Raw genomic sequence first — 15,679 nt, 5'->3', positions numbered from 1 at the left:
CGGCCTCGCAGAGCCTCGACGACGACTGAGCCGCCAGCTGGCCCATGCGCCCCGAGGAAGCTGCGGTCACGCCGATGGGAACTGTCGTCATGGTTCTCGGCATTGCCCTCATGTTCGTTGGTTCGGTGCGTCCGAGAGGGAGAAGCGGGGCCGGTGATCTCATGTTGAGGCTCGAGTCAGCCGGTGCTCGTCGCCGGGGCTGTCATTTTTGTCATCGGTTCAGCGGGTGAGTGTCATTCAGCGCACGACACGCGCACTTCCTGCGTCCGGGCGCACGGCTGTCGCGTCTGAACACGAGGTCAGCCTCGCAGCAGGTGGTTGACGTCGTTGAGCTGCGCCAGCTGGTGGCTGAAGTTGCGCGGGTCTTTGCGCAGCCAGGTGATGCTGCCGGAGTCGACGGGGAACTGGACGCGGCCGGACGCCTCAATCGGCATCCGATCCAGGCCGCAATCAGCAGCGTGATCGGACCGCCGAGCGTCACCACAACCTGGTTCTCCTCCGGGGACTGCAGGATGCGGCCCATGGCGCGGTAGGACCGCTCGGCCAGGCCCCACCGGGTCTCGGCGCCCGGGATGCCCTCGTCGTGACGAAGGCGCTCACCGTCGTCGGGCAGCGGGATGCTGCGCACCCGGAGCCAGTTCTGGGGCTTGCCCTCCGCCACGCCGAAGGACTTCTCGCGCAGGTCGGGGTCGGTGGTCACGCCGGTCGCCAGGGCGCCCGCGATGACGTGGGCCGTCTGCCGGGCGCGCAGCAGGTCGGAGGAGAAGATCTCCGCGCTCCTGCCGTCCAGCCGGCTGCTCAACGCTCGCGCGATGCTCTGGGCATCGCGTGCGCCCCGCTCGGTGACGTGGGAGTCGAACCACCCGCCGACGACACCGTCGGTGTGATGGCTCGCCTCCGGATGGGCGACGATGACGATGTTCCTCATGTGGGTTCCGTTCAGCGGCCTCAGATTCTCGTGCGGTTGCTTCGCAAGTACCATCCTCCGATGCGGACGGTGATGCTTGGTGGAGCTCCTGGTGTCGGCAAGTCGAGCGTGGCCAGACACCTACTGACTCTCGCGGAGAGCGGGCCAAATCTTGTCCAGTGGGTCGACGTCGACGACCTCTGGCTTCACCAGCCGTGGCGTGTTGACGAGCGAATGAAGAAGATGGTGCAGGCGAACCTGCGTGCCGTCGCCAGCCACGCCGCTCAGGCGGACGTCGACATCCTGCTGATCACCTGGGTTTTCCAGTCCACAGAAATGCATCACCTCGTCGCCGCCCTACTCCCGTCCGGGGCGACGACGATATCCGTCCAACTGCGCGCACGTGACGACACGTGGCGCCAACGCTTCGCGACGGCTCGGCCGGAGCCGACCGAGTTCTACCGGGCTCGATACAGGGAAGCTCAATCAACCCCGGCCGATCATGTGATCGACACCGATGGCCTTGACCCCATCGAGGCAGCTCACCGGGTGGCCGCCCTCGTCCAACTCACTCAGAAAATGACATGAATCGGAGCCGGCGCGCATTTGGGCCTCAAGCCGCAACCTGGTGAGGAGACACGGTCAGCCGCGCGTCCGGGCACGACCGGCGGCCCCGGTAGGCCTGTCATGCTGAGCCGTTGCTCTTCGGGCGCTAGTGTCGCGCGCGTGCTTCCCCCGGTTCGCAGGGCCACAGCGCAGGACGTCCCGGCCTGGCTAGTACTGGCTCGCGAGGTCGAGCCGCTTTTCGGCCCGATGCCCGGCATCGAGCAGGCGATCACACGAGGTATTCAGCGCGGAACTGCGCTCGTGACCGGACCGCCGGGCGCGATCACCGGCGGGATGCTGCTGAGCCGCGACGACGAACCGCACCGTATCCACTGGCTGGCCGTAGCCGAGGTCGCACGCGGCCGCGGGCTCGGCGCCGCACTCGTGCGTGCCGCGATCGAGCGGTGGCCGGAAGGCGACATCGACGTGGTCACCTTCACCGCCGCCACCCCGGGCGGAGAGGCCGCCCGACGCCTGTACCAACGGTGCGGCATGGAACCGGCCGGGCCCGCGGAGCCAGCCCCTGATGGTGCCCTCCGGGACCACTACCTCTTGCGCCAGTAGCCGCAGCCGCGGACGTTGCGACAGGCACATCGCGCCGGAGGGCTCGCGCAGGTCGGGATGGTGCTCTCGGCGTGACTGCCACGGCGACGTCCAACGCCGGATCTTGCTGCAACCAAAGATGTTGACGGGGATCCTAGGATCGCTCGATGAGCACAGTTGATCATTCGTACCATGGTCGTGCCGGAGAGGTCTTCGCAGACCGAGCAGCCAAGCCCGGTCTGAACTCGCTCCACGATCGACCGGCTGTCCTCGAGCTGGTTGGTGACGTGGCGGGCCAGCGGGTCGCTGACCTCGGCTGCGGCGCTGGAGATTACATCGTCGAGCTGGTACGGCGGGGCGCGGACGTCATCGGTGTCGAGGGCAGTGACTCGTTGGCCGAGCGCGCGAGGACGGCCGTCGGCTCCCGAGCCCGGATCGTGCAACACAACCTCGAAGAGCCGTTGTCGTTCCTGCCCGACCACAGCCAAGATGGGGTGTTGTCGGCGCTGGTTCTGCACCACCTCAGCAACCGTCGCGGGTTCCTCCGCGAGTGCCGGCGGATCCTGCGGCCGGGTGGCTGGCTCGTCGTCTCAACCACGCACCCGACGGCGGACTGGGGCCGGTTCGGCTGCTCGTACTTCGACCAGAGTTGGATCACCCGCTCCCTGGGCGACGATCATTCGTTCGAGTACCAGTTGATGCCGATGAGCGTTCTGGTGAACGAGCTCCTCGAGGAGGGCTTCATCCTGGACCGGATGGTCGAGCCCCAGCCCCTCCCAGCGCTTCGTGAGGTCGAGCCTGACCGCTACGACGCCCTGCGCTCCGCGCCGATCTTTCTGGCCCTCAAGTTGCACGCGTAACTCCCACCTCGTGCCCTCTTGGCCGAAGTCCGTCGAAGACCCAGCCGCGAAGAGCGCTCATCGGCCGGACCGAGCTTTGCCCGTCCTCGGCACGAGCGTGCTCGGGTAAGGCAGTTGTTCACGTGGCCCTAGCATCTGGTTCCGTGGCAATCGAGACGAGCTGAGCGCGGCCTGCGATCTCTCGTACGGAACATTCAGGAGTATCTGTGCATCGGGCTCTGCTTCTCACCGGGGTCGCCGGGGTCGGGAAATCCACGGTGGCCAACGCGGCGGGGCGTGTTCTCAGTGCTGCGGGCCACGTCACCGCCGTCGTCGACACAGACATGCTTGCCCAGTTCGGACCGGCCCCGGGAACCCATCCTGCGGGTGGTGGGTTCTATGACCAGCTCAAGTGCGCGAACCTGGCAGCGCTATGGGCCAACTTCAAGGTCGCCGGCGCCCGGTTCGTTGTGGTCGCTGCGGTCATCGACAGCTTGCCCGTGCGCGAGCTGTATGCCGAGAGCCTCGCGGACTGCGAGGTCCGACTCGTCAGGTTGACCGCAGACGAGGACACGCTACGCACGCGCCTGCGTCAACGAGACACGGGACACCAGCTGAAGCAGCACCTCGCCGGGTTGAATGAGCACAAGCGTCTGTCGACCACGACCGCTGCTGAGGATTTCACGGTGACCAATGACCGCGCCGCTGCCGACGTCGCTACAGAGATCCTTGTGCGAGTGGGTTGGGCAGACGAGGTCTACTAACGCTTCGCCGGTACCGCCGCCACGATCGGCTGCCTGTCTTTCCACCGTTCGCGGACAACGGGGCGTGCTGACCCGGATGCGAGCACATCGGCACGGTCTAGCGGTCGGCGGCATGAGGGCGCGTCGCGCACGGAACCGCACCACAGGCCGGTTCATCAGGGTGCTGGGCTGACGGCGTAGTCGATAAGCCGGTCGGGTGAATCACCTCGCGAGTGCACCAACAGACGTTCGCTGGCTCGTTCCTGACCGGGTAGTTCGTACGTCACCTCGACCTCCCACCACACGGCTGAGACGGTCATGTCCATCGTGACGCCGGTGACCGTGCTCGGCTTTCCTGCGTGACGCTCGAGGAGCGAATCTCGTCCAGGACCCTCAGCGATGATTGCTTCGAGAGCAGAGCGCTCACCGGACTCCACGGCGGAGCCGTATGCGTCGACAGCGGAGTAGACCGTAGGTTGGCGGTCCGTCCAGACGTTCCATCCGAACAGGACTGCCGCGATCAGGACCGCTGACGCGAGGGCAACCCAGATCTTGAACAGCCGCCTCCGCGGCGACATTGCTGTCTGTTCAGCGGATTCGGCAGGAGTCGTGGGCACAGGCGAGTGTGGCACGGCGTCTCCCACCGGACGGGCAGGCGCGGCGGCATGAGCGTGGAGACCCAGCGACACTCACGACACGGGGCGTCGCGCGTCCCTGTCCGCGGACACGCACGGGCAGCTCCTTGTGTGAACGTCCCAATGTAGGTTCGCCGCCATGCGCGACGTCAGGTGGTTGACCGATAGGGACGATCCGCGGACCGTACTGGCGGTCTGCGCGGGGATCCTCGTGTTCTTTGCGGTCTTCGCAAAGACGTGGCTAAACCACGGGGCACCAGTGCTGTGGGTGGTCGTGCTGCTCGCTGTTGCTGTGGGTCAGGTCGTCTGGGCCATCATTCGCTATCGGCGTTGGCGAACAGACCGGGAGCGTGACCCGCCGGCGTCAGGAGGTTCGTGTGTCGGCCGGTGGCACGCCTAGAGGGCGCCTAATCCGGACGTAATTGGCGGACCCGAACAGGACTGCCAGTCGGTACGGGCGACATGCTCAACCCGGGCATGGTCGGCGATCGTAGCCGCCCTCAGAGCGGCAGAAGCGGACGTTCTAGAGCTGGTCTGGCACCTCAGGAAGCGCCGTGTGATCCCGTTTGAATTTCTCGGGTCAAGGGTCCGCCGAGTTGTGCCACCGACCGTCCCCGAGTGAAGGAGTTGGGGCTGAGGTCGATTCAAGGAGGTGGAAGAACGGGCCAGGGCAGTGGTTTCAGTTCGAAGCGATCTGGCGTCGCTAGCGGGGACCGAAGCCGTTGGCAGGCTCGATGCGCCACTCAGTCGAAGAGCAGCGCCGGGCCTCGCAGAAGTGCTTCGACACCGCCGCCAGCAGTGCCTACCGTGCAACCATGCCGTCCGAGCCGCCCCCGTTGAGCGTCCTGCGCGCCTTCGGTGTCGAAGATTCGCCGCGGCCCTTGTCCGGGGGTCAGGGCACCTCGTGGGTGGCCGGGGACCTCGTGTTCAAGCCCGGTGGCGGGCCAGTGCACGCGTGGCTCGGCGAAGCCCTGGTCGACGTGATGCCAGACAGGGTGCGCATAGCGCCGCCGGTGCGCACGCTCCACGGGTCCTGGGCCTGCGCGGGGTGGTCGGCCACTCGGTGGGTCGACGGCCGCCACCCCGACCTGTCGGCGACATCAACGTGGGTCCGGATCCTCGAAGCCGGTCGGGAGTTCCACCGCGCGGTCGCCCATCTGCCTCGCCCCGCCTGTGTTGATGCACGCCAGGACTGGTGGGCGATCGCCGACCGGGCCGTCTGGGGCGAACAAGCATTCCGGTTCCGACCGGAAGCTCGCGGCAACTGCCCGCCGGGTCACTGCGGCGTTGGAGCCGCTGGGCTCCCCGCAGGTCGTTCACGGGGACCTGACCGGCAATGTCCTGTTCCATCCCACGCTGGCACCGGCCGTCATCGACATCTCGCCGTACTGGCGCCCGCTCGCGTACGCCGAGGGCGTTGTCGTTGCCGATGCCCTCTGCTGGCACGGCGCGAACGCCGGCCTGCTGGTCCAGGCGGGCGTGTCGGTTCCAGCGGTGGCGCGCGCCCTGCTCTTCCGGATGGCCACGACGAACGAGCGTGTCGGCTCCGGTCCACCCACTGCCGACCTGCTGCTCGAGGCCGAGCGGTATGCGTTTGCGGCTGCGGCGATCGGACTGTAGTCCGGCAGTCGTTGCGTCGTCCCAGCCCGGTGCGCGCTCAGCGGCATGTGGCGGATGTCTTGTCGGGCATCATCAGCAACATGAGCATGCGGTCGGTGGTCGAGACGGTCGAGGTGGCCGTGGGCGCCGCTCTGGTCGGCACTACATCGGAAAGCGATCCCGCAGTTCGGGTCCGGGAGGTTGACGATGCACTTGAGCTTGTCCGTCAAGACATCGCGTCCGCTGAACTCGCGGTCGTCGACATGGCACCCGCTGGTCTACCTGAGGCTCGCACGGTCCTCCGAGAGGCAGGGCGGAGTTGCGGAGTCGGGAGCGCTCCCGCGCAGCTTGGCTAGTTGGCGGAGTGCTGATGCGCGCCAGCCTGTCGGGTCGTCGCCGGGTGGCACTTGGGCGAACGTGTGCCAGAGCAGGAGGACGTCCCACCAGCTCACCTCAACGGGCGTCAGCTGCCGGATGGACTGGTAGCCGGATAGGAACGTGGCGCGGACCTCAGCAGATACAGGTCCCCAGCCCCGGAAGCGTGTCCCGAGCATGACCGCCGAGCGAGCGATCTCGTTGATGCAGTGGTCGACCCGTGCGGACTCGAAGTCGATGACCGCCGTGACCTTGGGCCCGGCGCACAGCACGTTCGATGAACGGAAGTCGCCGTGGACGAGTTGCGTGGGCAGCGCGTCATCTGGCGCGTCGGCGACGAGCCGCATCAAGGAGTCCCGGGCCGCCTTCGGGACACGCTGGCCAGCGGTGTCCATCCACTCGGTGACACGAGCCGCCAATGGTTGCGGTCGCGGCTCGCGCGGGGCCACCCGATCGGCGTCCGGATACCCATGGAGCGCTTGGTGAAGCTGGGCGAGTGTTGCGCCAGCGGCTCGCACCTGATCATCGTCGTCAACGTCAAGGAGATCGCCCGGGATGACACGCTGGAGGCACATCGAAACCTGGTCAACCTCCACCTGAAGTTGCCCGGCTAGCGACGGAATCGGCGCTGACACCGGCAACCCTTTCCCGTCAAGCCACTGGGTGAGTCGGGCGGTCTGCGATAGGCGGGTGAACCGCTCTGGGGCGACCGACCACTTGGCAAGTAGCCGACCGGCGGGGGTGGTGATCCAAGCCAACGCGTTGCGGTCGCTCATCACGATGCGTTCGCAGGACTCGATCCGAACACCCCACTGCTCCTCCAAGGTCGCGGCGACCCAGCTGTCGGCCGATGCGGGGTCTGTGAAGCCGAACCGCTCCACGAGGACGCCGTGGGGATCATGTGCCTCCCACAGCATCTCCAACCTGGGCGCTTGCGAATGGACCATGCGTGCATCCCAGCACGCAAGGCGACCTACCGCTGGCCCGACAGGCCGTGTGCGCCTCGGCCTCCCGGCCAGCAGCATTAGAGCGCACTGACGCATCGGAAAACTCGGTTGCAGGGATGGGCTGCGGAGGCTGAGGTTGTCCGTGGCAGCACCGGCGAGAGATTGGGGCCTGCTGTGTCGGAAGGACGAGGGACCGTTTTGCTGACCGGCGTCGGGCGCCGGCGGTCGATCGGTGCCGGAATCGCGCTGGCCCTGGCCGAGGATGGATGGGATCTGGCGATCAGCTACTGGGCGCCCTACGACGAGCGCGTCGGCCTCGAACGCCGGGAGGGCGACCCCGAAGCGGTCGCCGACGAGTGCCGGGCATTGGGGCGGCGCGTCGACCTCTACCCAGGGGACCTGGCAGCAATCGAGGAACCGGGCCGGCTGGTCCAGGCAGCGGCAGCACGCGGTGACCTCGCGGGCTTGGTGATGTCCCACTGTGAGAGCGTCAACAGCTCCATCCTGGACACCAGCGTCGAGAGCTGGGAACGACACTTCGCCGTGAACGCCCGTGCTGCGTGGTTGCTCATCAAGGCCTTCGCGGAGCGGCTCCCCGTGGGCAGACCACCGACGCGACCGGGCGGATCGTCGCGCTGACCAGCGACCACACGGCCCACAACCTCCCGTACGGCGCCAGCAAGGGCGCCCTCGACCGCCTGGTGATCGCCGCTGCGGTCGAGTTAGGCCCTCGCGGGATCCGCGCCAACGTAGTCAATCCCGGGCCCATCGACACCGGCTGGATGACACCACAGATCCGTGACCGTGGAACGAAGCAGACTCCGGCCGGCCGGCTCGGCACAGCGCGGGACACGGGCGACCTGGTCCGCTTTCTCCTATCCGATGCCGGGTCCTGGATCACAGGTCAGATCTTGTACAGCAACGGCGGCTTCAAGACCGGCTGCTGACGATCGAAACGCACGTCCGCACATCGGCGGATCCGGACGCTCACGAATGCTGGCGGCCTCCCCCAGTCCGCCAGCCCGGGTCAGACTTCACGTCGTCTCGGAGACCTGGCCCGGCTGGTGGTGCGCGGCGGCGGGAGTGCGCCAAGCGACATAGATGGTCTCCCGGAGGCAATCCGCCACCGAGGGGACCCCCGCGCCGGGCTGGGAGCACCCTGCTCAATGAGGCGTTTCAAGCCTCTGACCTGCAGAAACGCCCCCGGCAAAAGCCGGGGGCGTTGCTGGAGCCGCTTGTCGGAATCGAACCGACGACCTATTCATTACGAGTGAATCGCTCTGGCCGACTGAGCTAAAGCGGCAGGTCGCGTCGCGCCACACGAGGTGGCCCGGCACGGTGCTTGAGTATACGCATCGCCCGGGTCCGGGAGAAATCGGCCGCCGACCTGGCAGCAGTCGCGCGCGGGGTCGTCACGACGCGGTGCAGTAGTAGTCGTCCTCGGGCGCCTTGGCCTCGGTGAGGTACTCGTCCACGACGCGCGCCGCGCACTCGTTGCCCGAGTCGTAGGCGCCGTGGCCCTCGGCCTCGACGCGGACGAAGCGCGACCGCACGATCTCACCCGCGAGCGCCTCGGTGTCCTCGATGGGGGTCGTGCGGTCGACGTCGTTGCCGATGACGAGCACCGGCGTCGCCACCTCGGCCCCGACGAGGATCGTCTCCCGCTTCTGGCCGGTCCAGCCCGCGCACCGGGCGGGGCTGGCCGGCTCGACCCGCGCCCACAGCGGGTGGTTCGCCAGGACGCTGCGGCTCGGCAGCACCGAGTCCCACGGCGTCACGGGCCAGTCGGCGCACCAGACGAGCAGGTGTGAGCGGCTGATGGACGCGGAGGGGTACGAGCCGTCCTCGTCACGCTCGACCTCGTCCATGGCGAGCCACGCGAGGTCGGTGCCGTCGTGGTCGTTGAGGGCGCTGTCGAGCGCGTCGACGAGCTCGGGCCAGGAGTCCTTGTCGCGCAGCCCGAACTCGAGTGCCGTCACCGCCCAGCCCTCCGTCAGGTGCGGCAGCGAGTCGATGTCGGTGGGCAGCGGCGCGCGGTCGAGCCGGTCGAGGAACCGGACCAGGCGGGCGGAGACGGCTTCCCGGTCGGCGCCCAGGGGGCACGCGATGCTCGAGCCGCAGTCCGTGACGAAGTCGTCGACCAGCTGGTCGAAGTCGTGCGCCCAGGACCGGGCGGCGTCGTCGACCTGATCCTGCGTCGGGGCCTCCTCGGCCAGCGCGTCGGGCAGCACCGCCGAGTCGAGGACCATGTAGCCGACACGGCTCGTGAAGAAGTCGGCGTACATCGCGCCGATCATCGTGCCGTAGCTGACGCCGTAGTAGTTGAGCCGCTCGTCGCCGACCGCCGACCGCAGCACGTCGAGGTCGCGCGCGACCGCCTCGGTGCCCATGTTCGCGGCGAGGGCGCCACCGCGGGCGAGGCATCGCGCGTTCCGCTCGGCCGGCGCACGCCGCCACGCCCGGCGCTCGGCCTTCGTGTCGGGCGTCGGGTCGGAGCCGTACATGGCGTCGAGGCCGGCGTCGGACAGGCAGTCCACGGCATCGGACTCCCCCATCCCCCGCGGGTCGAACCCGACGACGTCATAGCGGTCGCGCACTGCGCCACCGAAGACGTCCGGCGCGGCGCGGACGAAGTCGATGCCCGAGCCTCCCGGCCCGCCCGGGTTGATGAACAGCGAGCCGATGCGCCGGGCGGGGTCACCCGCGGGCAGGCGGCGCAGGGCGATCGTCGTCGTCGCCCCGGCGGGCTTGCGGTAGTCGACCGGGACGCGCACGGCGCCGCAGTCGAACTGCTCGTCGTCCGGGCACGGCCGCCAGGACACCGCCTTGCCGTAGAACGCCGCCAGCTCGGCGGGGTCGGGGTCGACCGGACCGGAGAAGGAGATGGGGGTGCTCGTCGGGTGCGTCCCGACGCCGAGGGACACGTCCGAGCCGGCGGCCGGCCCCGGACCGTCGGCACCGGCGGGGCGGCTCGTCGACGATGCTGACGTTGCCGGGTGCGCCTGGCTCGGGGCCTTCGGGGCTGGCTTCGGCGGCTGGGGGCCGGTGGCCGACCAGAACATCGCCCCCAGCACCGCGGCCGCGGTGAGGGGGGCGACGAGTCGGCTCAGCAGGTCGTGCCGTCCCTGGGCACCGTCCCCTGCACGAGATAGCCGTCCACGGCCCGGTCCACGCACGAGTTGCCAGCGTAGTAGGTGCCGTGTCCGTCGTGGTCGGAAGTGAGAAGAACGCCCGAGTCGAGGTCCTTGGCGAGCTGCTTCGTGCCGCCGATCGGGGTGGCGGGGTCGCGCTCGTTGCCGATGACGAGGATGGGCGCGGCGCCGACCGCGAGCGTCGTCCCCTTCGGCGTCCGGCCCGGTGTGGGCCAGGCGGCGCAGCTGTCGTAGATCGCGCCGGTCATCTTCGCCCAGAGCGGATGGGCCTTCTTCAGCCGGGTCTGCTCGGCGAGCGACGCGGGCGTGTCCTTGGAGCGGGGCCAGTCGGCGCAACGCACCGGCAGCATCGCCTGCAGGTAGCTGCTCGTCGCGTACCTGCCCGTGGCGCTGCGCTCGACGACCGACATGCCCTTGGCGAGCAGGATGTCGCCACGCCCCGAGAACGCCTGCGCCAGACCCCGGTTCAGCGTCGGCCACGACGAGTCGCTGTAGAGGCACATGAAGATGGAGAAGCCGACCCAACCCTCGCCGATGCGGGTCAGGCCCGGCTTGCTCGTGGCCAGGCCGCGCCGCTCCACCGCGTCGAGCAGGTCGGCGATCCGGCCGCGGGCCGCCGCCCTGTCCGAGCCGAGGGCACAGTCGGGACGGGCGACGCACCAGTCGATGAAGGCGTCGATCGAGGCCTCGAAGCCCTGGATGTCGTAGGTCATCTCCTCGGCGTCGGTCTGGTTGGGCGACACCGCCGAGTCCAGCACCATGCGTCCGACCTTGTCCGGGAACGTGTCGGCGTAGATGGCACCGAGGAACGTCCCGTAGGACCCGCCGAAGAAGTTGAGCTTCGCGTCGCCGAAGACGACGCGCATGACGTCCATGTCACGGGCCACCTCGGTGCTGCTCATGTGCAGCGCGTGCTCGCCACCACGGGCCACGCAGCTGCGCGCCACCGAGTCGGCCGTGGTCCGTATGGCCTTCTGCTCCGCCGGGGTGTCGGGCGTGGGGTCGGTGCTGAAGAGCCGGTCCATGTCGGCGTCGGTCAGGCATGACACGGCGTCGGACTGGCCGATGCCGCGCGGGTCGAACCCGACGATGTCGTAGACGGCCCGGACCTTCGGGGAGAAGACGAACGACGCGTACTGGGCGTACTCGACGCCGGAGCCCCCGGGGCCGCCCGGGTTAATGAGCAGGGACCCGACGCGTCGGCTCGGGTCGGTCGCCGGGGCCTTGCGCAGCGCGAGCGTGAAGCGGTCACCCTGCGGCTTGGCGTAGTCGACCGGCACCTCGATCGTCCCGCACAGCTGACGCGGGTTGTCGCTGCAGCCCTTCCACGCGACCTGCTGGGTGTAGAACGCGGCGAGCCGGGCGGGGTAGCTGCCCGGAGCCGGTCGGGTCGCGCCGGGCGGCGCTCCCGACGTCGGCGAGGCCGACCCCGCAGCGACGGGCGGGGTGACCTGCTGCGCGCTCGGTGCCACGGGGTTGGCGACGCGCCAGGCGACGAGGCCGACGACGGCGACGAGGGCGGCCACGGCCACCGCTGCCACCGCGACGCGGGCTCGCGAGCGGCCCACGGCAGGCGGCCCCACGAGCGGGGGCGCGCCCGCCTCACCGGGGCCACCGGGTGCGTCCGCGGGCGGCGGTGCGTCCGAGGGTTGCGGTGCCGCATAGGCCGCCGGCAGCGCCGCAAAGGGCCGCGACGGAGCCTCCGGCAGGTCCTCGGGGACCGGGGCACCGGCCGCGTCGGGCCCGACCGGCTCGGGCCGGTCGGGCCCGCCGGGGGTGTCGCTCAGCATCTCAGTCCGTCCTCGGGAACGCGTCCCTGCACGTAGTACGCGTCGACGGCCGTGTCGACGCACGCGTTGCTCCGACCGTAGGCCGTGTGGCCGTCGCCGTCGAAGGTGATGAGCGACGCGTTCTCCAGCTGGTCGGCCAGGCGCTTGCTCCACTCGTAGATCGTGGCGGGGTCGCGTGTCGTGCCGATGACGACGATGGGGTCGGCGCCCGGAGCCCGCACCTCGTGCGGCTGGTCGGCCGACCTCGCCGGCCAGATGCCGCACGGCAGAGCGCCCCAGGCCAGCGACGCGCCCCACGTCGGGGCCGTCTTCTCGAACTCCCTGGCGTAGCCCTCGTAGGTCGACAGGTCGGGGCTGTCGGGCCGGTCGAGGCAGTTGACGGCGTTGATGGCCTCGAGCAGGTTGCCATCGTAGCCGCCGCCCGGGTGCCTGCTCGCGTATCCGTCGGCCAGCTGCATCAGGGTCTGCCCCGAGCCCGACCTTGCCTCCTGCAGCGCCTGGGTGAGGATGCCCCAGGCTCCCTGGTCGTAGAGGGCGTATGCCACGCCGAGCCGGGCCCACGCCTCGTTGAGGTGCGGGACCGTGGCGTCGCCGGTCGGCAGGGGGTCGCGGTCGAGCCGGGCGAAGAGCGCGTCGAGGGCCTTGGCGGCGGCCGGCACGGTGTCGCCGAGGGGGCAGTCACCCTCCGAGACGCAGCTGGCGAGGTAGGCGTTCGTCGCGATCTGGAAGCCCTTGGCCTGGCCGGCCGCCAGCTCCTTGTCCGTGAGGTCTGGCGGCACGACGCCGTCGAGGACGACGCGGCCGACGCGCTGCGGGAACAGGTCGGCGTACGTGGAGCCGATGAAGGTGCCGTATGACTTGCCGAGGTAGTTCAGCTGCCGGTCGCCGACGGCCGCGCGGAGCACGTCCATGTCGCGGGCCACCTCGCCGGTCGACATGTGCTTGACGAGCTGCGGCTTGTCCTTGACGCACCCGGCGGCGAGCGCCTTGTTCTGCTCGAGCAGGGCCTGCTCCTCCGCCGCGTCGTCCGGCGTCGTGTCGGTGCCGAGGTAGGCGTCCATGGCACTGTCGCTGAGGCAGTCGATGGGCTCTGACCGGGCGACCCCGCGCGGGTCGAAGCCGACGAGGTCGAAGTACTTGCGCACCTCGGGGCCGACGATGGTGTCGGCGCCCTGCTGCACGTAGTCGACGCCGGAGGCGCCGGGGCCGCCGGGGTTGGCCAGCAGCGAGCCGATGCGGTGCTGCTGGTCACGCGCCCGGACCCGGACGACCTTGATCTGCAGGTCGGTCGACGGGTCGGGCGCCGTGTAGTCGAGAGGGACGGTCAGGTCGGCGCACTGGGCCGAGCCGCACGTGGTCCAGTCGAGTTTCTGCGTGTAGTAGCGCGAGAGCTGCGGCGACGGGGCGGCGGTCGCCTCGGCCAGCCCGGACCGGGTCGACCCCGGCACCGGCGGCTCGGACCGGTCGCACGCCGCCGAGGTGAGGACGAGCGCCGCGGTCACCGTCGTCGCGAGGAGGGCTCGGGCGATGGCGGCAGGGCGTGTCGTCATGCCCGAAACGGTAACCGGTCCCGCGGGAGCGACCGGCGGTCGCGTCCGGCTCGTGGGCGTGGGCCGGACGCGCCGTCGTGGCAGGGCTCACATGCCGAGGTCGCGCGGCAGCCGCAGCCGCAGCGCCATCGCCTCGAGGGCCAGCAGCGGTTGGACGTTGGCGTTGATGCGCTCGCGCGCCTCGCTGATCGCGTCCATCGCCCCGAGCAGCTGCTCAGCCGTGAAGACGGAGGCCAGACCCCGGACCCGGTCGGCTGCGTCGGGGTTGACCAGACCGACGTCCGAGCCGAGCCGCGTCACGAGCGCGTCGCGGTACACCGACGCGAGGTCGACGAGCGCGCGGTCGATGACATCGCGCCCGTGCCGCGTGGCGCGGGTCTTCTGCTCTCGCTCGAGGGCGGCCAGCTGCGCGCGGATGTGCGGCGGCTGGACGCGGGCGCCGGGGTCGGCGCCGAGGGTCTCCATGAGCCGCGCGCGCTCGGCGGCGTCACGCTCGGTGCTCGAGGCCGACGACTCCTCCTCGGCGATCTGCGCGAGGTCGGCGGCGGCGCCGATGGCATCACCCACGCCGACGATCCTGGTGGCCATGCCGATGACGTCGCGACGCCGGATGCGGGCCTGCTCGTCGCGGGCGAGGCGGCGGGCCAGGCCGATGTGGCTCTGCGCCGCACGCGCCGCGTAGAGGGCCATGGCCGGCTCGACGCCGTCACGCCGCTCGAGCAGCTCGGCGACGGCCTCGACGGGCGGGGTTCGCAGACGCACGTGTCGCGAGCGCGAGCGGATCGTGACGATGACGTCCTCGAGGCTCGGGGCGCACAGCATCCAGACCGTGCGCGGCGTCGGCTCCTCGAGGGCCTTGAGCAGGGCGTCCGCCGGGGCGTCGGTGTACGCGGTGAGCCGGTCGGCGTCCTCGATGATGATGATGCGCCACCGCCCGACCGACGGGCGCAGGGCCGCCTCCTGGACGAGGGCGCGCGCCTCGGCCACCTTGATCGACAGACCCTCGGTGGCGACGACCTTGACGTCGGCGTGGGTGCCGTCGAGGGACGTGCGGCACTCGACGCACTCACCGCAGCCGCCCTGCGGGCACTGGAGCGCGGCCGCGAACGCCCTTGCGGCCGTTGACCGCCCGGACCCTGGCGGCCCGGTGAAGAGCCACGCGTGCGTCATGGCCGACTCGTCGCGGACCGCCCTCGAGAGCGTCTCGATGGTCGGCTCCTGGCCGACGAGGTCGCGCCAGACGGTCATGAGCGGCTCTCGAGCAGGACGTCGACGCGGGCCATCACGGCCGCGTGCAGGGACTCGACCGGGTCGGACGCGTCGAGGACGAGGTACCGGGCCGGGTCGGCCGCGGCGAGGTCGAGGTAGCCCTGGCGGACGGCCGCGTGGAAGGCGTCGGCCTCGGACTCGAGCCGGTCGTGGACGTCGCCGCGTCGGGCACGCCCGACCTCGGGCGCGACGTCGAGGACGATGGTGACGTCGGGCAGGACACCACCGACCGCCCAGTGCTGCAGGTCGCGGATCTCACCGGCACCGAGCTCGCGGCCGGCACCCTGGTAGCTGACCGAGCTGTCGACGTAGCGGTCGGTGATGACGACCGCGCCCTCGGCGAGCGCCGGGCGGATGAGCGTCTCGACGTGCTGCGCCTTGTCGGCGGCGAAGAGCAGCGCCTCGGCCCGCGCCGACATGTGGTCGCCGTGCAGGACGAGGTCGCGGATCTGCTGCCCGAGCGGCGTCCCGCCGGGCTGTCGCGTCACGACGACCCGGCGTCCGCGTCGCTCGAGCGCCTCGGTGAGCAGCCGGACCTGGGTCGACTTGCCGGCCCCGTCACCACCCTCGAAACAGACGAAGAGCCCGGCATCCGTGCCGTCCGGACGAGCGTGCGGGCCGTCCGGGCCGACCGGGGTCGCGGCCGCGAGGTTCTCCGTCACGGCCCCGAGCCTATGCGAGGCCGGGGACACCCGGCCGGTCGGTGCCCCGCGGCTCGCAGGCC

Annotated in this window: 14 protein-coding genes and 1 tRNA gene; 7 read left to right on the top strand and 8 right to left on the bottom strand. The window is 70.1% G+C overall.

The window, feature by feature from the left end:
- Positions 1-211 precede the first annotated feature (211 nt).
- On the bottom strand, positions 212-928 hold the full coding sequence (locus AC1VM9_RS12155; RefSeq protein ID WP_483122839.1) for a histidine phosphatase family protein: 717 nt from the start codon (positions 926-928) through the stop codon (positions 212-214).
- 60 nt (positions 929-988) lie between these two features.
- Between AC1VM9_RS12155 and AC1VM9_RS12150 the strand changes: the two genes are divergently transcribed.
- The 5 genes from AC1VM9_RS12150 to AC1VM9_RS12130 all read left to right on the top strand — a co-directional run bounded on the left by AC1VM9_RS12150 (position 989) and on the right by AC1VM9_RS12130 (position 5,893).
- Positions 989-1,495, top strand: a complete 507-nt coding sequence (locus tag AC1VM9_RS12150) for an AAA family ATPase (RefSeq protein WP_483122838.1) — start codon at positions 989-991, stop codon at positions 1,493-1,495.
- Positions 1,496-1,720: 225 nt separating this feature from the next.
- Positions 1,721-2,077, top strand: coding sequence for a GNAT family N-acetyltransferase (locus AC1VM9_RS12145; protein WP_483122837.1), 357 nt, complete (start codon positions 1,721-1,723; stop codon positions 2,075-2,077).
- 146 nt (positions 2,078-2,223) lie between these two features.
- Positions 2,224-2,916, top strand: a complete 693-nt coding sequence (locus AC1VM9_RS12140; protein WP_483122835.1) for a class I SAM-dependent methyltransferase — start codon at positions 2,224-2,226, stop codon at positions 2,914-2,916.
- 206 nt (positions 2,917-3,122) lie between these two features.
- The gene (locus AC1VM9_RS12135; protein WP_483122834.1) at positions 3,123-3,659 is read left to right on the top strand and encodes an AAA family ATPase; all 537 of its coding nucleotides are present in this window, start codon (positions 3,123-3,125) and stop codon (positions 3,657-3,659) included.
- 1,901 nt (positions 3,660-5,560) lie between these two features.
- Positions 5,561-5,893 (top strand): hypothetical protein, encoded by a 333-nt coding sequence (locus AC1VM9_RS12130; RefSeq protein WP_483122833.1) that lies wholly within the window; start codon positions 5,561-5,563, stop codon positions 5,891-5,893.
- 257 nt (positions 5,894-6,150) lie between these two features.
- Here the strand turns inward: AC1VM9_RS12130 and AC1VM9_RS12125 are convergent, their stop codons facing one another.
- Entirely contained in the window at positions 6,151-7,194 is a 1,044-nt protein-coding gene (locus AC1VM9_RS12125; protein WP_483122832.1) for a phosphotransferase enzyme family protein, read from the bottom strand.
- Positions 7,195-7,392: 198 nt separating this feature from the next.
- Here AC1VM9_RS12125 and AC1VM9_RS12120 point away from each other — a divergent pair, with 198 nt between their 5' ends.
- Positions 7,393-7,833, top strand: a complete 441-nt coding sequence (locus AC1VM9_RS12120; protein ID WP_483122830.1) for an SDR family oxidoreductase — start codon at positions 7,393-7,395, stop codon at positions 7,831-7,833.
- On the top strand, positions 7,755-8,141 hold the full coding sequence (locus AC1VM9_RS12115; protein ID WP_483122829.1) for an SDR family oxidoreductase: 387 nt from the start codon (positions 7,755-7,757) through the stop codon (positions 8,139-8,141). The genes AC1VM9_RS12120 and AC1VM9_RS12115 overlap by 79 nt, the downstream gene beginning before the upstream one ends.
- Before the next feature lie 279 nt (positions 8,142-8,420).
- Here AC1VM9_RS12115 and AC1VM9_RS12110 read toward each other — a convergent pair.
- From AC1VM9_RS12110 to tmk, 6 genes are all read right to left on the bottom strand, one after another.
- Positions 8,421-8,497: transfer RNA gene (locus AC1VM9_RS12110), tRNA-Thr, on the bottom strand.
- A gap of 109 nt (positions 8,498-8,606) precedes the next feature.
- A complete protein-coding gene (locus AC1VM9_RS12105) occupies positions 8,607-10,256 on the bottom strand; it encodes an alpha/beta hydrolase (RefSeq protein ID WP_483122828.1) in 1,650 nt (549 codons plus the stop codon).
- Between the two features lie 44 nt (positions 10,257-10,300).
- Entirely contained in the window at positions 10,301-12,136 is a 1,836-nt protein-coding gene (locus AC1VM9_RS12100; protein ID WP_483122826.1) for an alpha/beta hydrolase, read from the bottom strand.
- Positions 12,130-13,686 carry an alpha/beta hydrolase gene (locus AC1VM9_RS12095; RefSeq protein ID WP_483122825.1) on the bottom strand — a complete coding sequence of 519 codons (1,557 nt, stop codon included), beginning with the start codon at positions 13,684-13,686 and terminating at the stop codon, positions 12,130-12,132. The genes AC1VM9_RS12100 and AC1VM9_RS12095 overlap by 7 nt, the downstream gene beginning before the upstream one ends.
- Before the next feature lie 87 nt (positions 13,687-13,773).
- Complete coding sequence (locus AC1VM9_RS12090; protein ID WP_481341552.1) at positions 13,774-14,934, bottom strand: DNA polymerase III subunit delta'; 1,161 nt, start codon at positions 14,932-14,934, stop codon at positions 13,774-13,776.
- Complete coding sequence (tmk, locus tag AC1VM9_RS12085) at positions 14,931-15,617, bottom strand: dTMP kinase (RefSeq protein ID WP_481341553.1); 687 nt, start codon at positions 15,615-15,617, stop codon at positions 14,931-14,933. Before tmk ends, AC1VM9_RS12090 begins: the two co-directional genes overlap by 4 nt.
- Positions 15,618-15,679: the final 62 nt, after the last annotated feature.

It is taken from the genome of Monashia sp. HAY1-11D (assembly GCF_056868035.1).
The sequence above is the reverse complement of the archived record's forward strand: the minus strand, read 5'-3'. Positions and strand labels throughout refer to the sequence as shown.